This window comes from Pseudomonas sp. No.21 (assembly GCF_054558415.1).
Genome location: NZ_BAAJNO010000001.1, coordinates 1 through 23021 on the forward strand (window position 1 = coordinate 1; position 23021 = coordinate 23021).

The following is a 23021-nucleotide window of genomic DNA, read 5'->3' on the forward strand; positions in this document are numbered from 1 at the left end:
AAGGCTGCCGGTGAGGAGGGTGCCGATGCGCTGGGTGTTCATGGTGGTTCTCCGCTGGATTCGTTTGGCTTCGTAAAATATTGCGCGCTAACTAAGTGCGTGATGTGGAAATTAGCGATCATTTAGTTTGCGCGCAAGATGTTTATTCAGAAGAAAACCGAATAACAACCCAGCGAAACAGGAATAAGGCCGTCAGACGGCCTTTTGCAGGCTCCTGCGCAGGTTCACCAGTTCGTCCTTCAACTGGCCGAGGCTGGCGATGTCCATCTCGCTGGCCGCGAGGATGCAGGCGGGCACGCGCTGGGCCTGCTTGTGCATGGCACGGCCCTTGTCGGTCAGGTGCAGTTCGACCACGCGCTCGTCGGCGCTGCTGCGGGTGCGGGTGATCAGGCCTTCGGCTTCCAGGCGCTTGAGCAGGGGGGTGAGGGAGCCCGGGTCGGTGAGCAGGCGCGCGCTGATATCGCCCACGGTGATGCCGTCGCCTTCCCAGAGCACCATCATCGCCAGGTACTGCGGGTAGGTGAGGCCAAGCTCCTGCAGCAATGGCTTGTAGACCTTGGTCATCAGCAGGGAGGTGGAATACAGGGCAAAGCACAGCTGGTTGTCGAGCAGCAGGTCGTCGCAACGTTCGAGCGGGGTGTTCATGGCGGCCTCCTTGGGGGCTGGAATGGTCGTAATTTAGCGCACAAGCCTTTCGTGAGCAAAATTTGACCGGTTCTCATTTCGGCGCACGGGGGCTTGCGCCGCCGTGCGCAGCAGCCAGAATTGCCGGCTAGACCCCTGCAAGGAGAGCTGCAAATGACCGATGCCCAGAACCCCTACCAATCGCCCCAGGCGGAGCTGACCCACGAAGCCACCGGCCTGCCGCTGGCCGCCCGCGGCTCGCGCTTCGGCGCCGCGCTGATCGATGGGCTGATCCTGTTGTGCGTCACCATCCCCATCAGCTACCTGCTGGGTGTCTACGATGGGCTCATGGAGGGCGTGCAGCCCGGCTTCGGCCAGCAGGCGCTGGGTTCGCTGGTGGGTATCGTGGTGTTCCTGGCGATCAACGGGCACTTCCTGAAGAACTACGGGCAGACCGTCGGCAAGCGAGTGCTCAAGCTTGCCATCGTCGACCTGCAGGGCAACAAGCCCGAGTGGATCACCATGTACCTCAAGCGCTACCTGCTCTGGGGCCTGGTCGCCTACATCCCGATCATCGGCGGCCTGATATTGCTGGCGAACTACCTGTTCATCTTCCGCGCGGATCGCCGTTGCCTGCATGACCTGACCGCCAGCACCCGCGTGGTGCAACTGCCCAATTGACCCATCGGCCTCGGTAGCCCGGGCTTCAGCCCGGGACTGAGGGGCTGCACTGATGGGTTTCGCTGCGCTCTACGCCATCCTACGGGTAGGGCGGGTGAGCCCCTCAGGCCTGCCCCAGCCCGCTCAGGGCCAGGTCCCAGGGTGGCACGGGGCCGAAGCGGTTCTTGAGAAATTCCAGCAACAGCCGGCTCCGCGAGCTGGCTTCGCCTTCCAGGCGCAGGGCATAGATGCCGCTGGGCTCCGGGGCGGGCAAGCCGTTTTCGCAGAGCAGCGGTACCAGTTCGCCACGCAGCAGGTAGTCGCTGATCAGCCAGGTCGGCAGGTGGGCGACGCCCAGCCCGGCGACGGCGCTGAACAACAGGGTCTCGGCGTTATTGGCCGTCATGCGCATGCGCCGGGGGCGGATCACCTGGCTGCGGCCCTCCACCTCGAAACGCCAGGCGTAGGGTGGGGCGAGGGCGTCCCAGTCGAGGCCGTCGTGGTCGGTCAGCTCGCGCGGGTCCTGGGGCACGCCGCGCCGGCGCAGGTAGTCGGGGCTGGCACAGAGCACGCGGACCAGCGGCGACAGCGGTGTCGCCACCAGGCGGGTGTCCGCCAGCGGGCCGATGCGCAGCACCAGGTCCACCTCGCCCAGGTGGGTGCCGTGCATGTCGATGAAGCTGTCGATCAGCCGCAACTGCACGTCCAGCCCCGGGTAGGTGACGAGGAATTCGGCGATGGCCGGCGCCAGGTGGCGACGGCCGAAGGGGGCGGGCGCATCGATGCGGATCAGCCCCTCCGGCGCGCTGCTCAGGGACACGGCCTCGGCCCGTGCCAGGCGCAGCTCGGCGAGTATCCGCCTGGCCCGTTCGGCGAAGGCCAGCCCCGCCGGCGTCGCGCGCACCGCATGGGTGCTGCGGGTGAAGAGGGTGCTGCCGAGGCTGCGTTCCAGGGTATCGATGCGCCGGGCCACGGCCGAGGGCGTCAGCGGATGGCGCCGGGCGGCGGCGGAGAAGCTGCCGGCCTCGAGCACGTCGAGGAAGAGGGCCAGCTGTTCGGTCAGAGCATCGGGATTCATGGTGGTGCCTATGCCAATTACGCAAAGCCATTGTGCGTTGCTGTGCGTTTCCGTGCTAGCCAAGGCTGCGTAGCATGCGCGGCATCTGATCGGAGGCCTTATGGATCTGTTTGCTATCGCGTTGAATGTGCTGCTCGGTGCGGCCCTTGGCACCCTGGGTGGGTTGTTCGGTATCGGCGGAGGGCTGATTGCCATCCCCGCCCTGGGGGTGCTGTTCGGCCTCGACCAGCAACTGGCCCAGGGCACCGCCCTGGTGATGGTGGTGCCCAACGTCTTGCTCGCACTCTGGCGCTACCACCAGCGCAACCGCATCGACCCGCGTTACGCGCTGCTGCTGGCGGTGACCAGCTTCGGCTTCGCCTGGCTGGCTTCGCTGTTCGCGGTGCGCCTGGAGGCGGAAAGCATGCGCCTGGCCTTCGTCGGCTTCCTGCTGGCCCTGGCGGCCTACAACTTCGCCCGCATGTTCATGGCCAAGGCCAGGGTCAGCGCGGAACTGCGCCATCCCTGGCCCTGGCTGGGCGTGCTCGGCGGGTTCGCCGGTGCCATGGGTGGGCTGTTCGGGGTTGGGGGAGCGGTGGTCGCCACGCCGGTGCTGACCAGCGTCTTCGGCACCACCCAGGTGGTTGCCCAGGGGCTGTCGCTGTCCCTTGCCGCGCCCAGCACCGCGGTGACCCTGGCCACCTACGGCCTCAACCATCACGTCAACTGGGCGATGGGCGTTCCCCTGGCTGTCGGCGGGTTGCTCAGCATCAGCTGGGGTGTCCGCCTGGCCCATGCGCTGCCGGAGCGCGTGCTGCGCACGGCGTTCTGCGTCTTCCTGCTGGTCTGTGCGGTGATGCTGGCGTTCGAGTGATCGAGCCTGCGCGGGGGCGAGCCGCCTGCATCCTGCGGGAACGCTGCTGGGCTTCGCCAGAGCGAAGCCCAGCACCACTCACAAGCGGAAGCCTTCGACGATGTGCTCGGCCAGGGTCTCGGTCACCGGTGAGCTGCTGCGCGGATTGCGTACCAGCACGATGCTGCAGGCGGGCAGGGTGGGCAGGCCCTCGGCTTCGCCCAGGATGCGCATGTCGGGCGTGATCAGGCTCTGCAACTGGGCGGTCACCGCGAGGCCGGCGCTGACCACCGCCATGATCGCCGACAGGCTGGGGCTGGTGTAGGCGACGCGGTAGGGGCGCTCGATGGCGTCCAGTGCGTTGCAGGCCCAGGCGCGGCAGAAGCAGTCGGTGTTGAACATCGCCAGCGGCAGCTGGGATTGCTCATGAGGGCTGAAGCCGATGGCCTCGGCCCAGACAAAGCGCTCCTGGCGCAGCAACTGGCCGATCTCGGTGCCCGGCTCGCGGGTGATGATCGACAGGTCCAGGTCCTGGCGTTGCAGCAGCTGCGAGGACGACTCGCAATGCACTTCGACCTGCACCAGCGGGTAGGACTGGGCGAAGCGCGAGAGGATGCCCGGCAGGAAGCGCATCACATAGTCATCCGGCGTGCCGATGCGCACCGAGCCGACCATGTGCGGCTCGCGCAGGGTGGTCATCACCTCGCCGTGCAGCTTGAGGATGCGTCGCGCGTAGCTCAGCAGGATCTGCCCCTCGGCGGTCAGCCGCACCTGCCGGCCGTCGCGCTCGAACACCGTGCGTTCCAGCACATCCTCCTCCAACCGCTTCATCTGCATGCTCACTGCCGACTGGGTGCGGTTGACCACTTCGGCCGCGCGGGTGAAGCCGCCGTTGTCGGCGATGGCGACGAAGGTGCGCAGCAGTTCCGTGTCGATGGCGGGGTAGCTCATTCATCAATTCCCGAGATGCAGTGCATAAGAAACATTCGTTGGATTGATCATATGCGTCGCAGGAAACTGGCGCCAACCCCACAAGGAGGGCGATGCGATGAAAGGTCAATTCGGTTTCGTAGGCACGCTGCACCCCACCCACCGGCCCGCCGTTCGTGGCCCTCATCTTTCCATCGGCGCGCGCCTGCTGCGCTGGTACCGGCTGTACAGCCAGCGCCGGGAGCTCGCCGGCCTGAGTGATGCCATGCTCAAGGACCTGGGCCTGTCCCGAGGCGACGTGATGCAGGAAAGCGAACGGCCGTTCTGGGACGACCCGCTGGCCAAGTGACCCCACATGCAGTGAACCCACACAACAAGGAAACGCGATGCAAGTCGAAGTCAGGATCGTGAATGCGTTCGTCGATGGCGGACAAGGTGGCAACCCGGCTGGCGTGGTGCTCGATGCCGATGCGCTCACTGCCGTGCAGAAGCAGGCGATCGCCGCACGGCTCGGGTTGTCGGAGACGGCCTTCGTCTCCGCCTCCGCCCAGGCCGCCTTCAAGCTGGAGTTCTTCACCCCCAACCGGCAGATCCCCCACTGCGGCCACGCCACCGTGGCCACCTTCTCGCTGCTGCGCCAGCTGGGCAAGGTCGGCGAGGGCTGGAGCGACAAGGAAACCATCGACGGCAATCGCGACATCTACATCGAAGGTGACCGCGTGTTCATGGAGCAACGCGCACCGCAGTACCAGGACGTCGAGCCCGGCTCGCGCCTGCTGGCGGAAAGCCTCGCGGCCCTGGGCCTTGAGCCCGGGCAACTGGCCGAGGGGCTGCTGAGCTCGCGGGTCAGCACCGGTGTCGCCTTCGTCGTCGTGCCGCTGCGCAGCGAAGCCGATGTCGCCGCCATACACACCGACCTGGCGGCCCTCGAACGCATCAGCGAGGAGCTGGACGTCATCGGCTTCTACGCCTTCTCCCGTGACAGCCGCCAGCCTGGCCGCGTAGCCGGTGCACGGATGTTCGCGCCGCGCTTCGGCATCCCCGAGGAGCCCGCCACCGGCATGGCCGCCGGCCCGCTGGCGTGCTACCTGCACGACCGCGTGGGTGTGCCCGGCGCACACTTGCTGATCGAGCAGGGCTACCTGATGCGGCCGGCCTCGCCCAGCCTGATCACCGTCGACCTGGACCTGGACGGCGAAGGGCGCATCCAGCGCCTGATGGCCGGCGGCAACGCCCAGGTGGTGCGCACGCTGAGCCTCGCCATCTGACCCGAGGAAGGAGTTCCCGATGGCCCCTGCCTTCGAACTGGCGCAACTGAACATCGCGCGGATGCTCGCCCCCCTGGAGTCGCCCGGCATGGCCGATTTCGTGGCCAACCTGGCGCGCATCAACGGCCTGGCGGAAGCCTCGCCGGGGTACCTCTGGCGGCTGGAGGACGACGGCGGCGACGCCACGGCGATCCGCCCCTTCGGCGACGACGTGCTGGTCAACCTCTCGGTCTGGCGCGACATGGAGTCCCTGCGCGACTTCACCTACCGCGGCGCCCATACCGAGATGCTCAAGCGTCGCAACGAGTGGTTCTCGCGCATCGGCGACGCGCACCTGGTGTGCTGGTGGGTGCCCGCCGGGCATCGGCCCGACGCGCAGGAAGCCGCCGAGCGCCTGGCCCTCCTGCGCGAGCGGGGCCCGGGGCCCGGAGCCTTCACCTTCCGCCATCCCTTCCCGCCGCCGGCCCCGCTCGCGGGCGATGGGAAAGCCGCTGTCGCGGGTGCTAATGTCCTCGGCTGATTCCCGCGCAAGGACCGCTCCGATGCCCCTCGAACTCAGCGCGGCCGAAGCCCGCCGCCTGGCCCTGGCCGCCCAGGGCTTCCTGCGGCCGCCCCGTGGCGCCGTCCGTGCCAGCCACATCCGGACGCTGGCCGGGCGTCTCGGCGTCGTGCAGATCGACTCGGTCAACGCACTGGTGCGCTCGCACTACCTGCCGTTCTTCTCGCGCCTCGGCGCCTACCCGCGCGAGCTGCTGGACGAGCTGGCCTGGGGCAAGCCGCGCCGCCGCGAATTCTTCGAGTACTGGGGCCACGAGGCTTCGCTGCTGCCCCTGGCGCTCTACCCGGCGATGCGCTGGCGCATGCAGCGGGCTGCCCAGGGGCGGGGCATCTACCAGCAGCTGGCGCGCTTCGGCCGCGAGCAGCAGGGGGTGATCCAGCGCGTGCTCGCCGCCGTGCACGAGCAGGGCGCCCTGGGTGCCGGGACCCTGAGCACCCGCCAGGAACGCGCCGGCCCCTGGTGGGACTGGAGCGCCGAGAAGCACGCGCTGGAGTGGCTGTTCGCCGCCGGCGAGGTGACGGTCGCGGGGCGGCGCGGCTTCGAGCGGCTCTACGACCTGCCCGAGCGGGTGATCCCGGCGGACCTGCGCAATGGCGCGGAGCTGGCCGAGGCCGATGCCATCCGCCAGTTGTTGCTGCACTCGGCCCGGGCCCTGGGCGTCGGCACCGAGAAGGACCTGCGCGACTACTTCCGCCTCGACGTCGCCGATGCCCGCCAGGGCCTGGCCGACCTGGTGGAGAACGGCGACCTGCAGAGGGTCGCGGTACGCGGCTGGAAGCAGGTGGGCTACTGCCTCGGCGAGCCGGCGGTGCCGCGCAAGGTCAGGGCCAGCGCGCTGCTGTCGCCCTTCGATTCGCTGATCTGGGAGCGCGCCCGCACCGAGCGCCTGTTCGACTTCCACTACCGCCTGGAGATCTACACCCCGGCGGACAAGCGCCGGTACGGCTACTACGTGCTGCCGTTCCTCCACGACGAGCGCATCCCCGCCCGCGTCGACCTGCGCGCCGAGCGTGCCCACAGCCGCCTGGCCGTGCACGCCCTGCACGAGGAAACACCCGGGCTCGGCGAGGCGGGCCTGCACGCCCTGGCCGAGAACCTGCGCCGCCTCGCTGCCTGGTTGGGGCTGGAGGAGGTCGCCATCACCTGCCAGCGCACCGGAACCCTGCGCCTGCGCGCGGCACTGGCGGGGTCGGCTGGCTAGAGGCGCCCGTCGAGTGGGCCTCGTGTTCACGCCGGGGGCAGGGGGGCAGGGGGCTTCGATCCACCCTCATCCCCGTGAACGCGGGGGGCCATTGAACGGCCAGCACTGCCGTTGCTCGGCGGCACCGGCAGCCACGTCCATGCACCGTCCGGCCGGCCGCCGGCTTTCGGCGAACGCTGCCGTATAACTGTCGTCACAGCTATGCGACAATCCGCGCGCTTTTTCACATGAACCCCGCTTTCATCGCCAGGCAGCACGGGCCCCAGGCCCGGGCGCTGCTCCTGCGCTGTGCCCAACGGGTCGGCCATGACGCCGGCCGGCGGGCCTTGCGAACGCTCCAGACGGGTATCCGACCGGTACCCGGCGACATTCGAAAGCTGCACACATCTGACAGGTAGCCCCCTTGATCTCCACCGCCAACATCACCATGCAGTTCGGCCCCAAGCCGCTGTTCGAGAACGTTTCCGTCAAGTTCGGCAACGGCAACCGCTACGGCCTGATCGGCGCCAACGGCTGCGGCAAGTCGACCTTCATGAAGATCCTCGGCGGTGATCTGGAGCCTTCCGGCGGCCAGGTGATGCTGGAGCCGAACGTACGCCTGGGCAAACTGCGCCAGGACCAGTTCGCCTATGAGAACTTCAGCGTCATCGACACCGTGATCATGGGCCACGAGGAACTGTGGCGGGTAAAGGCCGAGCGTGACCGCATCTACTCCCTGCCGGAGATGAGCGAGGAAGACGGCATGGCCGTGGCTGAGCTTGAGACCGAGTTCGCCGAGATGGACGGCTACACCGCCGAATCCCGTGCCGGCGAACTGCTGCTCGGCCTGGGCATCCCGCTGGCCCAGCACTTCGGCCCGATGAGCGAAGTGGCGCCCGGCTGGAAACTGCGCGTGCTGCTGGCCCAGGCGCTGTTCTCGGACCCGGAAGTGCTGCTGCTGGACGAGCCGACCAACCACCTGGACATCAACACCATCCGCTGGCTGGAAAACGTCCTCACGGCGCGTAACAGCACCATGATCATCATTTCCCACGACCGTCACTTCCTCAACAGCGTGTGCACCCACATGGCTGACCTGGATTACGGCGAGCTGCGCCTGTTCCCGGGCAACTACGACGAGTACATGACCGCGGCGACCCAGTCGCGCGAGCAGCTCCTGGCCGACAACGCCAAGAAGAAGGCGCAGATCGCCGAGCTGCAGACCTTCGTCAGCCGCTTCTCCGCCAACGCCTCGAAAGCCAAGCAGGCCACCTCCCGCGCCAAGCAGATCGACAAGATCCAGCTGGCCGAGGTCAAACCGTCCAGCCGCGTCAGCCCCTTCATCCGCTTCGAGCAGCACAAGAAGCTGCACCGCCAGGCGGTCACCGTGGAGAAGCTGGCCAAGGGCTTCGAAGGCAAGCAGCTGTTCAAGGGCCTGGACCTGCAGATCGAGGCGGGCGAACGCGTCGCCATCATCGGCCCCAACGGCATCGGCAAGACCACCCTGCTGCGCACCCTGGTGGGCGAGATGACCCCGGACGCCGGCAGCGTGAAATGGACCGAGAGCGCCGAACTCGGCTACTACGCCCAGGACCACGCCCATGACTTCGAAGACGACGTCACCCTGTTCGACTGGATGGGCCAGTGGACCCAGGGCGGCGAGCAGCTGGTGCGCGGCACCCTCGGCCGCATGCTGTTCTCCAACGACGAGATCCTCAAGTCGGTGAAGGTGATCTCCGGTGGCGAGCAGGGCCGCATGCTGTTCGGCAAGCTGATCCTGAAGAAGCCCAACGTGCTGGTCATGGACGAACCCACCAACCACCTGGACATGGAGTCCATCGAGGCGCTCAACCTGGCGCTGGAGAACTACCCGGGCACGCTGATCTTCGTCAGCCACGACCGCGAGTTCGTCGGCTCCCTGGCCACCCGCATCATCGAGCTCTCGGAGAACGGCGTGACCGACTTCAGCGGCACCTACGACGACTACCTGCGCAGCCAGGGCGTGATCGTCTGACGCGCCCACCGGTGCCCCGAGAAAGCCCCGCCGATGCGGGGCTTTTTTCTGCCTGCGGGCCGCCCGGCCGGGGCCGCCGAACTTGATCGGGCGGACGGGATGCCGGAAAGTACGACCCCCGGCCGACCCTGCCCCGCGACGGGTCGGCACCCTCGAACCGACCGGCGCACGCCGCAAACCCCGTGAGGAAAGCATGCACAAAGCGCTCGCGATACTTCTCCTGGCTTCCCCCCTGGCCTTCGCCGATTCCGCCCAGCCCCGCCACGACTGCAACAAGCCCGAGGTGCCCAAGCAGTTCCGCGACGAAGCGCACCGCGACCAGTTCAGCCGCGACGTGGACAGCTACAGCAAGTGCATCAGCGCCTTCGTCACCGAGCAGAACGAAGCCGTGCGCAAGCACCGCGAGGCCGCGCTGAAGGCCACCGAGGAATGGAACGCCTTCGCCAACTCGATGAAGTGAGGCGGTGGATGCGAAAAGCCCGGCCAGGTGCCGGGCTTTTTCGTTTCGGGCGGGGCGGGCAGGGGCTCAGTCCCGGAAGAACACCTGCACCAGGTGGTAGCCGAACTGGCTCTTCACCGGGCCGTGGATGGTGCGCACCGGCTTCTTGAAGATCACCTGGTCGATCACCCGCACCATCTGCCCGGGGCGCACCTCGCCCAGGTCGCCGCCGCGCTTGCCGGAAGGGCAGATGGAATGCTTCTTCGCCAGCACGGCGAAGTCCTCGCCCTTGGCCAGGCGCTGCTTGATCTGTTCGGCTTCCGCCTCGGTCTTGACCAGGATGTGGCGGGCAAGGGCCTTGGCCATGGGATTTCCTCGTGGTTTGTGGAGCCGTTCATTGTGCCAGCGCGCGGTGCGCCCATACAGTTCATCGGTTGCGCGCTCGCGCGCAGGAAGCCGGGCGAAATTCGCCTACCGTTATTCGAAATGCCCTTTGGACGTTCGCCCCATGGATCTCCCCTCGATGCTCAAGGTCCTGGCCTCCCAGGATGGCTCGGACCTTTATCTCTCCACCGGTGCGCCGCCCTGTGCCAAGTTCAACGGCGTACTCAAGCCGCTGGGCACCGACCCGCTCAAGCCGGGCGACGTGGCGCGCATCGCCGAATCGATCATGGACCCGGAGCAGCGCGGCGAATTCGACCGCGAGCTGGAGATGAACCTGGCCATCTCCCTGCCCAACATCGGCCGCTTCCGCATCAACATCTTCAAGCAGCGCAACGAGGTCTCCATCGTCGCGCGCAACATCAAGCTGGATATCCCCAAGTTCGAGGACCTCAAGCTCCCCGAGGTGCTGCTCAAGGTGGTGATGGAAAAACGCGGCCTGGTGCTCTTCGTCGGTGGCACCGGCTCCGGCAAGTCCACCTCCCTGGCCGCGCTGATCGACTACCGCAACCGCAACAGCGGCGGGCACATCATCACCATCGAGGACCCGGTGGAGTACGTGCACCGGCACAAGAAATCCATCATCAACCAGCGTGAGGTGGGGGTGGACACCCGCAGCTTCCACGCCGCCCTGAAGAACACCCTGCGCCAGGCGCCGGACGTGATCCTGATCGGCGAGATCCGCGACCGCGAGACCATGGAACACGCCCTGGCCTTCGCCGACACCGGTCACCTGGCCATCTCCACCCTGCATGCCAACAACGCCAACCAGGCGCTGGACCGCATCATCAACTTCTTCCCCGAGGAGCGCCGGCCGCAGCTGCTCAACGACCTGGGCAACAACCTCAAGGCCTTCGTTTCCCAGCGCCTGGTGCGCACCTCCGACGGCAAGCGCCGCGCGGCGGTGGAAGTGCTGCTGGGCACCGCCACCATCAGCGACCTGATCAAGCGCGGCGACTTCAGCTCGATCAAGGAAATCATGGAGAAATCCAAGGCCCTGGGCATGCAGACCTTCGACCAGGCGCTGTTCGACCTGGTGATCGAGGGCTCGATCCAGGAAGAGGAAGCGATCAAGAACGCCGACTCGGCCAACAACCTGCGCTTGAAGCTCAAGCTGCACCGCGACGGCCCCGGCACCCGGCCCGCCGCCGCTGCACCCACCCCGCCGCCCGCACCGACGCCCCAGGCCACGCCGACCCAGGATGCCGCTAGCTGGGGCCTGGAGCTCAAGCTCGAAGACCTGCCCGAGGACGAGCCGCCACCGGAAGACCCGGGCAAGCACTACTGAACCTGCCGCCAGCGCGTAGGGCGGGTGAAACCCGCGCTGCACCTCAACAATCGTGTCGGGTTGCACCCGACCTACGGAGCCTGTCGTTCCAGCAGCGGCTGGGCATCCTTCAGATACCGCGCCTGGATGCGCTTCAGGCTGCCGTCCGCACGCAGGGCGTCGATGGCCTTGCGCAGGTCGTCCACCAGCTGCGGGTCGCAGGCCAGGGAGCAGGCGAGGTAGAGGTCGGTGGCCGCCAGGGGCGGGCTCATGCGCAGGCGCTGGTGCGAGACCTTGGGCCAGATGTAGAGCGCCTCGGGGACGCCGGTGAACCAGGCGTCGATGCGCCCCATCTCCAGCAGCTGCGCAGGCTTGTCGCCCAGCACCAGGGAGCGTATCTGCCCGCTGTCGAAGCCTTCGCGGCGGAGGATCTCGTTCTGCGCGGTGCCCAGGCCGACGCCGATCTGGCGGTAGCGGGCGCGGGCTTCGGCGAAATCCTTGACCGGCTCGTCGAGGCTGAAGAAGGCCCGTTGCAACTCCATGATCGGTGCGATCCAGGTGTAGGAGGCCTCGCGATCCGGCGTGCGCGACAGCGGGATGACGAGGATGTCGCGGCCTTCCATGGTGCGCTTCTGCGCCCGTGCCCAGGGCGCGACGAGGATGCGTACCTGGTAGCCGGCGCGCTTGAGCGCCAGCAGGGTGGCGTCGCCGACGATGCCGTGGCTGTTGCCGGCCTCCAGCATCGTCAATGGGGGCGCATCGGGCAGGTACAGGTCGACCTTCAGCGGCCGGGCGGAAGCCTGGAGGGCACAGCAGAGCAGGGCGGCGAGGCACAGGGTTCTGGCGAGCACGGCAGGGTCCGTTTCAGGGCGACGCCTGGAGTATAGGAGAGGCCGTCGCCGGCTCGGGGCGGCCTGCCGGAGGGGTCACTCCACCTTCTCGTAGCCGGCCAGGGCCTGGGTCACGCTGGCGTCGTCCTTGTAGCGCTGGCGCAGGGCGTCGAGCTGGGCGTCGATGCCGGTGCACAGCTCCTCCACCGCCTGGGCGAGCTCCTTGGCCCGCTCTGCGTCGTAGGGTTCCTCGCCGAGGAAGTGTTCGCAGTTGGCGTAGCGGTCGGCGAATGCGGTCACGTCCTCGGGCTGGCCGCTGGCGGCCGGTTCGGGCTGGTCGTCGCCTTCACTGCGCGAGGGGGCGGCGTCCAGGCGGTTTTCATCCACCCAGCCGCTGAAGTCCTCGCCCTTGGCGTTGATGTACATCACCTGCATCCAGCCGTTCTCGGCGGCGTAGATGGTCACCCCGTCGCCGGGGATGATGAACAGCCCGGGGATGGCGCAGGCCTTGTCCGGCGCGCTGTGAAAGTGCAGCCGGCCTTCGCCCTTCACCGTGCCCCACCAGGGCGGATGAAAGCCCACGGCCTCGTTGGCCTTGGCGGCCAGGGCTTCGCAGTCGGCGCTGGCGGTCGGCTGGTCCTCCAGCCATTGCACGTCCTGCATCAGCAGCGGGGCGTAGTGGAAGGCGGTCTCGGCGGAGAACAGGTGGCCGGCGAGGGTCACCTGCTGCCCCAGGTGCGGTTCGAGCTTCTTGTAGCCGGCCTCGTCCAGCACCAGTTGCACCAGGCGCACGTCCTGCTCGGCGCCCATGTCCGTCTCGTAGTCGTTGCCCTTCACGCAGGCGGGCTCGGCCAGCACCAGGTAGAAGCCGGTGCGCGCCTCGTCGCCGTTCTCGATGCTTTCGAAGTTGGGCGGGCCGGGGTGGGTCTGGCGTTCCAGCTTGCCTTCGAGGCGTGCGAGGGCGGGTTCGAACTCCTGGCAGGGCGTGGCCAGGGCGATGGAGGGCAGGGCGAGGCCCAGGCAGAGCAGGGCGCGGGGGATGAGATCCATCTCGGGTTCCAGGTACGAGTGAGGCCGCCATGTTAGCGCCGGCACCACGGGCATTCCCTTGGCCGTTGATGCAAGCGTGATGGGGTTCGCAGGGCGGGTGACGCGCGCGAGTGCCAGGCAGCCGTCGGGTTGCCCCCGACCTACGGCCGCGTCGCCTTCACTCCGCCAGTTCCGGCAGGTTCCTGAACAGCTCCAGCGCCTGGGGGTTGGCCAGGGCGTCGGTGTTCTTCACCGGGCGGCCGTGGACGACATTGCGCACCGCCAGCTCGACGATCTTGCCGCTGAGGGTGCGCGGGATATCGGCGACGGCGATGATCTTCGCCGGCACGTGGCGCGGCGTGGTGTTGTCGCGGATCACCTGGCGGATGCGCGCCTGCAAGGTGTCGTCCAGCGCCACGCCCTCGCGCAGGCGTACGAACAGCACCACGCGCACGTCGCCCTGCCAATCCTGGCCGATGGCGAGGGATTCCAGCACCTGTTCCACCTTCTCCACCTGGCGGTAGATCTCGGCGGTGCCGATGCGTACGCCGCCGGGGTTGAGCACGGCATCCGAGCGACCGTGGATCACCAGGCCCCCGTGGGCGGTCTCCTCGGCGTAGTCGCCGTGGGCCCAGACGCCGGAGAAGGTCTCGAAGTAGGCCGCGCGGAATTTTTCGCCGTCCGGGTCGTTCCAGAAGCCCACCGGCATCGAGGGGAAGTGCCGGGCGCAGACCAGCTCGCCCTTGCCGGAGGCGAGCCGCCTGCCGTCCTCGTCCCACACCTGCACGTCCATGCCCAGGCCCTTGCACTGCAGCTCGCCGCGCCACACCGGCAGCACTGGGTTGCCCAGGGCGAAGCAGGAGACGATGTCGGTACCGCCGGAAATGGACGACAGGCACAGCTCGGCCTTGATCTCGCGGTAGACGTAGTCGAAGCCCTCGTGGGCCAGGGGCGAGCCGGTGGAGAGCAGCGCCTTGAGGCGTTCCAGCCGATGGCTCTGGCGGGGCTTGGCGCCGGCCTTCTCCAGGGCGGCCAGGTACTTGGCGCTGGTGCCGAAGATGCTGATGCCCTCGGCGTCGATCAGGTCCATCAGCCGCTCGGGGCCGGGGTGGAACGGCGAGCCGTCGTAGAGCACCAGGGTGGCGCCCAGGGCCAGGCCGGAGGCCAGCCAGTTCCACATCATCCAGCCGCAGGTGGTGAAGTAGAACAGCGTGTCGTCGGCCTTCAGGTCGCCATGCAGGGCGTGTTCCTTGAGGTGCTGCAGCAGGGTGCCGCCGACGCCGTGGACGATGCACTTGGGCACCCCGGTGGTGCCGCTGGAGTAGAGGATGTACAGCGGCTGCTCGAAGGGCACGGGAACGAACGCGGGTTCGCCGCCGGGGCGGTAGAAGTCGTCCCACAGGCTGACGCCGGCGGCGGTGGCGAAGTCTTCCGCGCGGGCCTCCTGGCGGGCATAGGGCACCACCACCAACTGGGCGAGGGTGGGCAGGCGCTGGAGGATTTCATTGAGCTTGGCGGTCAGGTCCAGGGTCTTGCCGGCGTAGTGGTAGCCGGCGGCGGCGATCAGCACCTTGGGTTCGATCTGGCCGAAGCGGTCGATTACCCCCTGGGTGCCGAAGTCCGGCGAGCAGGATGACCAGGTGGCGCCGAGGCTGGCGGTGGCGAGCATGCCCACCACCGTCTGCCAGGTGTTGGGCATGAAGGCCGCCACGCGGTCGCCGACGCCCACCCCGGCGGCGGCCAGGCGCTGCTGCAGGCCGGCGACATGGGCGGCCAGATCGGCATGGCTGAGCTGCTCGCGGCGGCCATCCTCGGCCACGGCCACCAGCGCCGGGTGGTCGTCACGGCGGCGCAGCAGGTGCTCGGCGAAGTTCAGGGTGGCGCCGGGGAACCAATGGGCGCTGGGCATGGCCGGGCCTTCCTCCAGCACCGCGCGGGGCGGTGTGTGGAAGTGCACATCGAACAGCTCCACCAGCGCCTGCCAGAAGGCTTCCCGCTGCCCGACGCTCCAGGCGTGCAGGGCGGCGTAGTCGGGCAGGTCGAGGCCGTGGCGGCGGGCGATCTCGCGGCGGAAGGCGTCCATCCGCGTGGCGGCGATGCGTTCCGGGCTGGGGGTCCACAGGGGCTGGCTCATCGGGCGACTCCTCTTCTTCTACGACTGGGCCCACTGCGCTGGCGGGCGATGTCCATAGCATGGCACGGGCGTTGGCGGCCGCGCTGGTACTAGGTTAGGGGTGGCCTCACTCGCCGGGTTCCGCAGGCCCCCTGGCGGTTCCAGTCGCGCAGGTGCAGCAGCACGTCGGCCAGGGCCTGGGCAGCGGTGGAGAGGCTGTGCCCGGCGAGCCACAGCAGGCCCACGCGACGCTCGATCTGCGGGTCGCGCAGGGCGATGCAGCGGGCGCCCAGTTCCTCCATCTGCTGGATGCACAGGCTGGGCACCGCGCTCACGCCCAGGCCCTGGGCGACCATGCGGCCGACCGTCACCAACTGATGGCTCTCCAGGGCCACCGGCAGCCGGCCGTGCCGCGCCGCCACCCGCTCCTCCAGCAGCAGGCGCACGGCGGAGGGGCGTTGCAGGGTGATGAAGGGCTCGCCCAGCAGCTCTGCCCAGCTCACTTCGCTCTGCTGCGCCAATGCGCAATCGCCGGGCACCACGGCGACGAAACGGTCGCTGTAGAAGGGCGTGAACGCCAGGCCGTCGAGGGACTCCGGCTCGAAGGCGATGCCCAGCTCGACGCGATGGTTGCGCACCATCTCCAGCACCTGCTCGTTGATCACGTCGTGCACCGCCACGTTGACCTTCGGGTGGCGGTCGCGGAAGGCCTTGAGGCCCACCGGCAGCAGGTTGCCGGCGAAGGAGGGCATGGCGGCGATGGCCACCTTGCCCAGTTGCAGGGTGAAGTGCTGGCGCAGCAGTTCCTCGGCGTTGTCCCAGTCCGCCAGCAGGCGCCGGGCGATGGGCAGCAGGGTCTCGCCCTCCGGCGTCAGCGCCACGCTGCGGGTGGTGCGCACCAGCAGCTGGCCGCCGAGGGATTCCTCCAGGTTCTTGATCGCCAGGGACAGCGCCGGCTGGGACAGGTGCAGGCGCTCGCAGGCCTGGGCGAAGCTCAGGCTCTGGGCGACGGCGAGGAAGGCACGCAGTTGCTTGACGGTCATTGATTTGTTTTGCCGATCAATAGCGAGGAAAAACAAAATTAACAAATGAGTCGAACGAGGAGAAGCTTGGGCTCACTCACCGGCCCCATGCCGGGCCAACGACAATCACAAGAGGCAGCACCATGAGTGGACTCGACAAGCGCGTAGGCAGCTACGAGGAAGCCCTCGAAGGGCTCACCGACGGCATGACCGTCCTCGCCGGGGGCTTCGGCCTGTGCGGCATCCCCGAGAACCTGATCGCCGAGATCCGCCGCCGTGGCGTGCGCGACCTCACCGTGGTCTCCAACAACTGCGGCGTCGACGGCTTCGGCCTCGGCGTGCTGCTGGAAGACCGGCAGATCCGCAAGATGATCGCCTCCTACGTGGGCGAGAACGCCCTGTTCGAGCAGCAGCTGCTCAGCGGCGAACTGGAAGTCGAACTCACGCCCCAGGGCTCCCTGGCCGAGAAGCTGCGCGCCGGTGGCGCCGGCATCCCCGCCTTCTACACCGCCACCGGCTACGGCACCCCGGTCGCCGAAGGCAAGGAGGCCCGCGAATTCAACGGCCGCCCCTACATCCTCGAGCCGGCCATCACCGGTGACTTCGCCATCGTCAAGGGCTGGAAGGCCGACCGCTACGGCAACGTGATCTACCGCCACACCGCGCAGAACTTCAACCCGGTGGTGGCCACAGCCGGCCGCATCACCGTGGTCGAGGTGGAGGAGATCGTCGAACCCGGCGAGCTGGACCCGAGCCAGATTCACACCCCGGGCATCTACGTCGATCGCCTGATATGCGGGACCTTCGAGAAGCGCATCGAAAAGCGCACCACTCGCTCCTGAGGATCGGCTGCGCGTCGGCCCGGCGGTGTTGGAAGCGTGCTCGGACTGCTCATTCAGGCGACTGAACTCCGCGTCCTCGCACACTTCCGCCTAGCCGGTCTCTAGCTCGCTCGATCCTCTTCGACAATAGAACAAGATGAGGCGTTTGAAATGGCACTGACCCGCGAACAGATGGCCCAGCGCGTGGCCCGCGAACTGAAGGACGGCTACTACGTGAACCTGGGGATCGGCATCCCCACGCTGGTGGCCAACTACGTGCCCGAGGGCATGGAAGTGATGCTGCAATCGGAGAACGGCCTGCTGGGCATGGGCGCCTTCCCCACCGAGGATGAAGTCGACGCCGACATGATCAACGCCGGCAAGCAGACGGTCACCGCCAGCAAGGGCGCGGCGATCTTCGACTCCGCCGAATCCTTCGCCATGATCCGTGGCGGCCACGTCGACCTCACGGTGCTGGGCGCCTTCGAGGTGGACGTGCAGGGCAACATCGCCTCCTGGATGATCCCCGGCAAGTTGGTCAAGGGCATGGGCGGCGCGATGGACCTGGTGGCCGGTGCCGACAACATCATCGTCACCATGACCCACGCCTCCAAGGACGGCGAGTCCAAGCTGCTCAAGCACTGCAGCCTGCCGCTCACCGGCTGCCGCTGCATCCGCAAGGTGCTCACCGACCTGGCTTACCTGGAGATCGAGGACGGCGCCTTCATCCTCCGCGAGCGCGCCCCCGGCGTCAGCATCGAGGAGATCGTCGCCAAGACCGCCGGCGAGCTGATCGTCCCGGACGACGTGATCGAAATGAGCTTCTGATTGCTCTGCCGCCCCGCGGACGAAACGCCACGCACGCTTCGTCCGCGGGGCGGTCCTTTGTTCATCGGCCAGGCCCGTGCGGCGTGGCCCCGCAGGAGATCCGCACATGCAAGACGTCGTCATAGTCGCCGCCACCCGCACCGCCGTCGGCAGCTTCCAGGGCTCGCTGGCCAACATCCCCGCCCCCGAGCTGGGCGCTGCGGTGATCCGCCAGCTGCTGGCCCAGACCGGCCTCGATGGCGCCCAGGTGGACGAGGTCATCCTCGGCCAGGTGCTCACTGCCGGTTCCGGCCAGAATCCTGCGCGCCAGGCCGCCATCCTCGCCGGCCTGCCCCATGCCGTGCCGGCCATGACCCTGAACAAGGTCTGCGGCTCCGGCCTCAAGGCCCTGCACCTGGCGGCCCAGGCCATCCGCTGCGGCGACGCCGAGGTGATCATCGCCGGCGGCCAGGAAAACATGAGCCTCGCCCCCTACGTCATGCCCGGTGCCCGCACCGGCCTGCGCATGGGCCACGCCAAGCTCATCGACACCATGATCCAGGACGGCCTGTGGGACGCCTTCAACGACTACCACATGGGCATCACCGCCGAGAACCTGGTGGAGAAGTACGGCATCAGCCGTGAAGCCCAGGACGCCTTCGCCGCTGCGTCCCAGCAAAAGGCCTCCGCCGCCATCGAAGCCGGCCGCTTCGTGGATGAGATCACCCCGATCCTGATCCCGCAGAAGAAGGGCGACCCCGTCGCCTTCGCCACCGACGAGCAGCCCCGCGCCGGCACCACCGCCGAATCCCTGGCCAAGCTCAAGCCGGCGTTCAAGAAGGACGGCAGCGTCACCGCCGGCAACGCTTCCAGCCTCAACGACGGCGCCGCCGCCGTGCTGCTGATGAGTGCCGAGAAGGCCAAGGCCCTGGGCCTGCCGGTGCTGGCGCGCATCGCCGCCTACGCCAACGCGGGCGTCGACCCGGCGATCATGGGCATCGGTCCGGTCTCGGCCACCCGCCGCTGCCTGGAGAAGGCCCGCTGGAACCTCGACGAGCTGGACCTGATCGAAGCCAACGAAGCCTTCGCCGCCCAGGCCCTGTCCGTGGGCAAGGAGCTGGGTTGGGACGCCGAGAAGGTCAACGTCAACGGCGGCGCCATCGCCATCGGCCATCCCATCGGCGCCTCCGGCTGCCGCGTGCTGGTGACCCTGCTACACGAGATGATCAAGCGCGATGCGAAGAAGGGCCTGGCGACCCTGTGCATCGGCGGCGGGCAGGGCGTGGCCCTGGCGATCGAGCGCTTTTAGTGGGTTACCGCGCTTTTAGTGGGTTCCCGCGTGCGCGGGAATGACGGTGCGTGAGGGAAGCCCCGCGCACCTCGTCACCCTCGCGAACGCGGGGGGCCACTGAAACAGAACGAGGGCTATTTAGTGGGTTCCCGCGCTTTTAGTGGGTTCCCGCGTGCGCGGGAATGACGGTGCGTGAGGGAAGCCCCGCGCACCTCGTCACCCTCGCGAACGCGGGGGCCACTGAAACAGAACGAGGGCTATTTAGTGGGTTCCCGCGCTTTTAGTGGGTTCCCGCATGCGCGGGAATGACGGTGAGTGAGGGAAGCCCCGCGCACCTCGTCACCCTCGCGAACGCGGGGGCCTACTGAAACGGAACGAAGGCGCTTTTAGTGGGTTCCCGCATGCGCGGGAATGACGGTGAGTGAGGGACGTCCCGCGCACCTCGTCACCCTCGCGAACGCGGGGGCCCACTGAACAAGTTGCATCACGCACCGCGCCGCTCACCGAGCGGGGCAAGACGCATTCCACGCCCTGGGGCGTGGCGTCGTCGTTTCAGGCAAACAGGGGGCAAAGACCCTCGTGCTGGTTCCAACCCTTATCCGGTGCCCGGCCCCGGCCGTGCCATGCCGACAAGAATAAAAGTGAGGTAGACCGATGGTCACGCAACTCGAAGAAAGCCGTTCCGCCCGTTTCGCCATGCGCTGCTCAGCCTGGGCCGAGCGCTGGTTCCCCGACTCCTGGGTATTCGCCGCGCTGGCGGTTCTGATCGTCACCGTCGCCGTGCTGGCCATGGGCGCACCCGCCAGCGCCACGGCCAAGGCCTTCGGCGATGGGTTCTGGAGCCTGATCCCCTTCACCATGCAGATGGCCTTCGTGGTCATCGGCGGCTATGTGGTCGCCAGCTCCGGCCCGGCATCGCGGCTCATCGACCTGCTGGCGCGGGTGCCGAAGAACGGCCGCACCGCGGTGGCCTGGGTGGCGCTGATCTCCATGGTCGCCTCGCTGCTCAACTGGGGCCTGTCCCTGGTGTTCGGCGGCCTGCTGGTGCGCGCCCTGGCCCGCCGTGAAGACATCAGGATGGACTACCGCGCCGCCGGTGCCGCCGCCTACCTGGGCCTGGGCGCCGTCTGGGCACTGGGGCTGTCGTCCTCCGCCGCGCAGTTGCAGGCCAACCCGGCCAGCCTGCCGCCGTCCATCCTCGCCATCACCGGCGTGATCCCCTTCACCGAGACCATCTTCCTCTGGCAGTCGGGCGTGATGCTGCTGGCGCTGATCCTGGTGTCCCTGGCCATCGCCTACATGACCGCGCCCAGCGCGGCCAGCGCCCGTGACGCCAAGGCCTGCGGCGTGGACCCGAGCTTCACCGCGCCGCCGCAACCCAAGCCGACCCGCCCGGGCGAGTGGCTGGAGCACAGCCCGCTGCTGATCATCCTGCTGGTGGTGCTGGCCGGTGGCTGGCTGGCCCAGGAGTTCGCCAGCAAGCCGGCGATCACCGCCATCTCCGGTCTCAATACCTACAACCTGCTGTTCATCATGGCCGGCGCGCTGCTGCACTGGCGCCCGCGCAGCTTCCTCGACGCCGTGGCCCGCGCCGTGCCGACCACCACCGGGGTGCTGATCCAGTTCCCGCTGTACGGCTCCATCGCCGCGCTGATGACCACCGTCAACGGCAGCGATGGCCAGACCCTGGCGCACCACATCTCCACCTTCTTCGTGCAGATCGCCTCCCACGACACCTACGCGCTGCTGATGGGCGTGTACTCCGCCGTGCTGGGCTTCTTCATCCCCTCCGGTGGCGGCAAGTGGATCATCGAGGCGCCCTACGTGATGCAGGTGGCCAACGAGCTGCGCTACCACCTGGGCTGGTCGGTGCAGATCTACAACGCCGCCGAGGCGCTGCCGAACCTGATCAACCCCTTCTACATGCTGCCCCTGCTGGGCGTGCTGGGCCTGAAGGCGCGCGACCTGATCGGCTTCTCCTTCGTCCAGCTGCTGGTGCACACCCCACTGGTGCTGGTGCTGCTGTGGGCCCTGGGCACCACCCTGGAATACGTGCCGCCGGTGATGCCGTGATGGGGAAAGGCGAGGTTAGGTAAACAGCGATGGATGTTGGGCGCAGTCAACGCTGCGCCCAATCCGATTCTGCTTCATTGAAGCTCTCGGCGTGTGTCATAAGTTCTATACGCACTATCTCATCCGCCATTTCTATGATGGAGCCTTGATGGCTGGCAAAGATCAAAGTACCACCCTGTGACCTAAGGAAACGAAGCGCTTTTTTTGCAGTGTTTTCATCTAGAGCGGAAGTTGGTTCATCGAGAATAATTATACGTTTCTGACGTAATACTGCTCTGGCAATGCCAATTCGCTGTTGCTCCCCCCCTGAAAGTGAACGGTTTTCTCCACCGACAGCTATGTCTAGGCTATTTGTGCTGACATCGTCGCTCAGGTGAAGGTCTAGTGCGTCAATTACTTCAATCAGCTCGCTGTCATCCACCACCCTGTCCGTGCCGTAAAGCAGGTTTTCACGAACCGTTCCCGAAAAGATGAATGGGGTTTGTTGGACAACGCTTATTTGGTCAATTACCGCATCGGACGAAAGGGTCTTCAGGTCCGCCCCGAAGAGGGCTATGGAACCTGTATAGGTGCGATTTAACCCGATCATACTATTGATTAATGTTGTCTTTCCGCTGCCGGAAGGGCCGCAGATTGCGTAGGTCTTTCCGAGCTGGATGTTGGTGGACAGTGGTTTGATATGCTCGGTTTGATATTTGTCTATCTTGAACAATATAGAGGATTTTTTGCACTGAGTTGTACCGCTTGGAGAGGGGGCGGTGAGCTTGAAATATTTGAGGCCGGCCTCCAGTGCAAGATGATCTCTCTTCAGGCCGACTAAGGAGCTGGCGATTACTGCGAATGGGGCTGTTAGCTGGACGACATAGGAGACCACCATCACAAAGTCGCCGACCGAGAATTGGTTATTAAGTGTAAGGTTGGCCGATGTAAGGGTGAATGCGAGGAGGGTCATACCGATCGCAATGACTTGCAAGCTTAGTAGGAGAGCCATTCGTGAGTTTGCTTTGAAGATAGCCTTTGTATAATTATGAATGACGCTTTTGATTTTTCTTGATTCTCTAGGTTGCGAGGCGTTTATAAGTATTTCGTTGGTTGCATCAATTTTTTCAGACAGGAACTCAGTAAGTTCATTTACTGCATTGAAACAGTCCAGGTGCACGTCTTCTGTTCTTTGTGATACCCATATTGCGATAAGAAATAGCAGGGTGATGGAAACTAAAAATGCGAAGGAGAAAGCTAGGCTCGTTGATTTCCACAAGATGATGAATACAAGAATTAATTCGAAGGCTAATGGTGCTAGAGTCCAGAATAGTGTTTGATTGATTTGTCCAAAACTTGTCATTGATCTGTCAAAATCTGAAAGAATCTCTCCCTTTGTTAGGATTTTATGATTTTCTGGGGTGAGCTTTAAGAAGCATTCGAATAGTGATCTATAAAAAGACGCATCGCAGCGTACCATGACATAAGAGGTTGCTATGCTTTTGAGCCATTCCATTGCATTGCTGACTGTCCAGGCTAGTGCATAGGCAGAGACAACTATATATAAAAGGCTTCTCTCGGCAGAAGAGTTGCTCAGTAAATTTGCTGACTCCCTCAAAAGTAGCGGTACGATAGAGCTGAACGCGGAAATGAATAAAATAATAGCAAGTACTAATGAGAAGTCTCTGAAGAATGCCGGGTATTTTTGTTTGGTTATGTCGAGCGCGTTACGGTAGGAATGAGATAGTTTGGTGCTCATGGTCG

22 protein-coding genes are annotated in these 23021 nt (G+C 66.2%); 13 read left to right on the top strand and 9 right to left on the bottom strand.

The window, feature by feature from the left end; all coding sequences use genetic code 11:
• Nucleotides 1-192 precede the first annotated feature (192 nt).
• The gene (locus ACYJSS_RS00005; protein WP_111264151.1) at nt 193-645 is read right to left on the bottom strand and encodes a MarR family winged helix-turn-helix transcriptional regulator; all 453 of its coding nucleotides are present in this window, start codon (nt 643-645) and stop codon (nt 193-195) included.
• 153 nt (nt 646-798) lie between these two features.
• Between ACYJSS_RS00005 and ACYJSS_RS00010 the strand changes: the two genes are divergently transcribed.
• Nucleotides 799-1305 (top strand): RDD family protein, encoded by a 507-nt coding sequence (locus ACYJSS_RS00010; protein WP_021216696.1) that lies wholly within the window; start codon nt 799-801, stop codon nt 1303-1305.
• A gap of 103 nt (nt 1306-1408) precedes the next feature.
• On the opposite strand, the gene ACYJSS_RS00015 is transcribed toward ACYJSS_RS00010, so the two are convergent.
• On the bottom strand, nt 1409-2362 hold the full coding sequence (locus ACYJSS_RS00015) for a LysR family transcriptional regulator (RefSeq protein ID WP_111264152.1): 954 nt from the start codon (nt 2360-2362) through the stop codon (nt 1409-1411).
• A 100-nt stretch (nt 2363-2462) separates the two neighbouring features.
• Between ACYJSS_RS00015 and ACYJSS_RS00020 the strand changes: the two genes are divergently transcribed.
• On the top strand, nt 2463-3215 hold the full coding sequence (locus ACYJSS_RS00020; RefSeq protein WP_236206637.1) for a sulfite exporter TauE/SafE family protein: 753 nt from the start codon (nt 2463-2465) through the stop codon (nt 3213-3215).
• A 78-nt stretch (nt 3216-3293) separates the two neighbouring features.
• On the opposite strand, the gene ACYJSS_RS00025 is transcribed toward ACYJSS_RS00020, so the two are convergent.
• On the bottom strand, nt 3294-4145 hold the full coding sequence (locus ACYJSS_RS00025) for a LysR substrate-binding domain-containing protein (protein ID WP_111264154.1): 852 nt from the start codon (nt 4143-4145) through the stop codon (nt 3294-3296).
• A gap of 97 nt (nt 4146-4242) precedes the next feature.
• On the opposite strand from ACYJSS_RS00025, the gene ACYJSS_RS00030 reads away from it, so the two are divergent.
• The 6 genes from ACYJSS_RS00030 (at nt 4243) to ACYJSS_RS00055 (ending at nt 9605) form a co-directional block, all read left to right on the top strand.
• The gene (locus tag ACYJSS_RS00030) at nt 4243-4473 is read left to right on the top strand and encodes a DUF1127 domain-containing protein (protein ID WP_236206636.1); all 231 of its coding nucleotides are present in this window, start codon (nt 4243-4245) and stop codon (nt 4471-4473) included.
• 37 nt (nt 4474-4510) lie between these two features.
• A complete protein-coding gene (locus ACYJSS_RS00035; protein WP_236206635.1) occupies nt 4511-5392 on the top strand; it encodes a PhzF family phenazine biosynthesis protein in 882 nt (293 codons plus the stop codon).
• A 19-nt stretch (nt 5393-5411) separates the two neighbouring features.
• Nucleotides 5412-5912, top strand: coding sequence for a DUF3291 domain-containing protein (locus ACYJSS_RS00040; RefSeq protein WP_236206634.1), 501 nt, complete (start codon nt 5412-5414; stop codon nt 5910-5912).
• Nucleotides 5913-5934: 22 nt separating this feature from the next.
• Nucleotides 5935-7152, top strand: a complete 1218-nt coding sequence (locus ACYJSS_RS00045; protein ID WP_236206633.1) for a winged helix-turn-helix domain-containing protein — start codon at nt 5935-5937, stop codon at nt 7150-7152.
• A 403-nt stretch (nt 7153-7555) separates the two neighbouring features.
• Entirely contained in the window at nt 7556-9145 is a 1590-nt protein-coding gene (locus ACYJSS_RS00050) for an ABC-F family ATPase (protein ID WP_111264820.1), read from the top strand.
• Nucleotides 9146-9338: 193 nt separating this feature from the next.
• On the top strand, nt 9339-9605 hold the full coding sequence (locus tag ACYJSS_RS00055; protein WP_111264819.1) for a hypothetical protein: 267 nt from the start codon (nt 9339-9341) through the stop codon (nt 9603-9605).
• A gap of 66 nt (nt 9606-9671) precedes the next feature.
• Here ACYJSS_RS00055 and ACYJSS_RS00060 read toward each other — a convergent pair whose 3' ends face one another.
• On the bottom strand, nt 9672-9950 hold the full coding sequence (locus ACYJSS_RS00060; RefSeq protein ID WP_044409048.1) for a peptidylprolyl isomerase: 279 nt from the start codon (nt 9948-9950) through the stop codon (nt 9672-9674).
• 142 nt (nt 9951-10092) lie between these two features.
• On the opposite strand from ACYJSS_RS00060, the gene ACYJSS_RS00065 reads away from it, so the two are divergent.
• The gene (locus tag ACYJSS_RS00065; RefSeq protein WP_178083037.1) at nt 10093-11313 is read left to right on the top strand and encodes a PilT/PilU family type 4a pilus ATPase; all 1221 of its coding nucleotides are present in this window, start codon (nt 10093-10095) and stop codon (nt 11311-11313) included.
• Nucleotides 11314-11384: 71 nt separating this feature from the next.
• Here the strand turns inward: ACYJSS_RS00065 and ACYJSS_RS00070 are convergent, their stop codons facing one another.
• The 4 genes from ACYJSS_RS00070 to ACYJSS_RS00085 all read right to left on the bottom strand — a co-directional run bounded on the left by ACYJSS_RS00070 (nt 11385) and on the right by ACYJSS_RS00085 (nt 16307).
• Nucleotides 11385-12143, bottom strand: a complete 759-nt coding sequence (locus tag ACYJSS_RS00070) for a substrate-binding periplasmic protein (RefSeq protein ID WP_236206632.1) — start codon at nt 12141-12143, stop codon at nt 11385-11387.
• A 75-nt stretch (nt 12144-12218) separates the two neighbouring features.
• The gene (locus ACYJSS_RS00075; RefSeq protein ID WP_236206631.1) at nt 12219-13172 is read right to left on the bottom strand and encodes a DUF4431 domain-containing protein; all 954 of its coding nucleotides are present in this window, start codon (nt 13170-13172) and stop codon (nt 12219-12221) included.
• 157 nt (nt 13173-13329) lie between these two features.
• Nucleotides 13330-15285, bottom strand: coding sequence for an acetoacetate--CoA ligase (locus tag ACYJSS_RS00080; protein ID WP_236206630.1), 1956 nt, complete (start codon nt 15283-15285; stop codon nt 13330-13332).
• Between the two features lie 89 nt (nt 15286-15374).
• Entirely contained in the window at nt 15375-16307 is a 933-nt protein-coding gene (locus ACYJSS_RS00085) for a LysR family transcriptional regulator (protein WP_236206629.1), read from the bottom strand.
• 122 nt (nt 16308-16429) lie between these two features.
• Between ACYJSS_RS00085 and ACYJSS_RS00090 the strand changes: the two genes are divergently transcribed.
• The 4 genes from ACYJSS_RS00090 to ACYJSS_RS00105 all read left to right on the top strand — a co-directional run bounded on the left by ACYJSS_RS00090 (nt 16430) and on the right by ACYJSS_RS00105 (nt 21278).
• Complete coding sequence (locus ACYJSS_RS00090) at nt 16430-17128, top strand: CoA transferase subunit A (RefSeq protein WP_043246821.1); 699 nt, start codon at nt 16430-16432, stop codon at nt 17126-17128.
• Between the two features lie 150 nt (nt 17129-17278).
• A complete protein-coding gene (locus ACYJSS_RS00095) occupies nt 17279-17935 on the top strand; it encodes a CoA transferase subunit B (protein ID WP_236206628.1) in 657 nt (218 codons plus the stop codon).
• Nucleotides 17936-18041: 106 nt separating this feature from the next.
• Nucleotides 18042-19223, top strand: a complete 1182-nt coding sequence (locus ACYJSS_RS00100; RefSeq protein ID WP_459479074.1) for an acetyl-CoA C-acetyltransferase — start codon at nt 18042-18044, stop codon at nt 19221-19223.
• A gap of 636 nt (nt 19224-19859) precedes the next feature.
• Nucleotides 19860-21278, top strand: coding sequence for a short-chain fatty acid transporter (locus ACYJSS_RS00105; RefSeq protein ID WP_111264540.1), 1419 nt, complete (start codon nt 19860-19862; stop codon nt 21276-21278).
• A gap of 46 nt (nt 21279-21324) precedes the next feature.
• Here the strand turns inward: ACYJSS_RS00105 and ACYJSS_RS00110 are convergent, their stop codons facing one another.
• The gene (locus ACYJSS_RS00110) at nt 21325-23016 is read right to left on the bottom strand and encodes an ATP-binding cassette domain-containing protein (protein ID WP_111264541.1); all 1692 of its coding nucleotides are present in this window, start codon (nt 23014-23016) and stop codon (nt 21325-21327) included.
• Between the last annotated feature and the right edge of the window lie 5 nt (nt 23017-23021).

Coding starts and splice junctions, on each gene's coding strand:
- ACYJSS_RS00005 (WP_111264151.1), bottom strand. CDS start 645: ATGAACACCCCGCTCGAACGTTGCGACGACCTGCTGCTCGACAACCAG.
- ACYJSS_RS00010 (WP_021216696.1), top strand. CDS start 799: ATGACCGATGCCCAGAACCCCTACCAATCGCCCCAGGCGGAGCTGACC.
- ACYJSS_RS00015 (WP_111264152.1), bottom strand. CDS start 2,362: ATGAATCCCGATGCTCTGACCGAACAGCTGGCCCTCTTCCTCGACGTG.
- ACYJSS_RS00020 (WP_236206637.1), top strand. CDS start 2,463: ATGGATCTGTTTGCTATCGCGTTGAATGTGCTGCTCGGTGCGGCCCTT.
- ACYJSS_RS00025 (WP_111264154.1), bottom strand. CDS start 4,145: ATGAGCTACCCCGCCATCGACACGGAACTGCTGCGCACCTTCGTCGCC.
- ACYJSS_RS00030 (WP_236206636.1), top strand. CDS start 4,243: ATGAAAGGTCAATTCGGTTTCGTAGGCACGCTGCACCCCACCCACCGG.
- ACYJSS_RS00035 (WP_236206635.1), top strand. CDS start 4,511: ATGCAAGTCGAAGTCAGGATCGTGAATGCGTTCGTCGATGGCGGACAA.
- ACYJSS_RS00040 (WP_236206634.1), top strand. CDS start 5,412: ATGGCCCCTGCCTTCGAACTGGCGCAACTGAACATCGCGCGGATGCTC.
- ACYJSS_RS00045 (WP_236206633.1), top strand. CDS start 5,935: ATGCCCCTCGAACTCAGCGCGGCCGAAGCCCGCCGCCTGGCCCTGGCC.
- ACYJSS_RS00055 (WP_111264819.1), top strand. CDS start 9,339: ATGCACAAAGCGCTCGCGATACTTCTCCTGGCTTCCCCCCTGGCCTTC.
- ACYJSS_RS00060 (WP_044409048.1), bottom strand. CDS start 9,950: ATGGCCAAGGCCCTTGCCCGCCACATCCTGGTCAAGACCGAGGCGGAA.
- ACYJSS_RS00065 (WP_178083037.1), top strand. CDS start 10,093: ATGGATCTCCCCTCGATGCTCAAGGTCCTGGCCTCCCAGGATGGCTCG.
- ACYJSS_RS00075 (WP_236206631.1), bottom strand. CDS start 13,172: ATGGATCTCATCCCCCGCGCCCTGCTCTGCCTGGGCCTCGCCCTGCCC.
- ACYJSS_RS00080 (WP_236206630.1), bottom strand. CDS start 15,285: ATGAGCCAGCCCCTGTGGACCCCCAGCCCGGAACGCATCGCCGCCACG.
- ACYJSS_RS00085 (WP_236206629.1), bottom strand. CDS start 16,307: ATGACCGTCAAGCAACTGCGTGCCTTCCTCGCCGTCGCCCAGAGCCTG.
- ACYJSS_RS00090 (WP_043246821.1), top strand. CDS start 16,430: ATGAGTGGACTCGACAAGCGCGTAGGCAGCTACGAGGAAGCCCTCGAA.
- ACYJSS_RS00095 (WP_236206628.1), top strand. CDS start 17,279: ATGGCACTGACCCGCGAACAGATGGCCCAGCGCGTGGCCCGCGAACTG.
- ACYJSS_RS00100 (WP_459479074.1), top strand. CDS start 18,042: ATGCAAGACGTCGTCATAGTCGCCGCCACCCGCACCGCCGTCGGCAGC.
- ACYJSS_RS00105 (WP_111264540.1), top strand. CDS start 19,860: ATGGTCACGCAACTCGAAGAAAGCCGTTCCGCCCGTTTCGCCATGCGC.
- ACYJSS_RS00110 (WP_111264541.1), bottom strand. CDS start 23,016: ATGAGCACCAAACTATCTCATTCCTACCGTAACGCGCTCGACATAACC.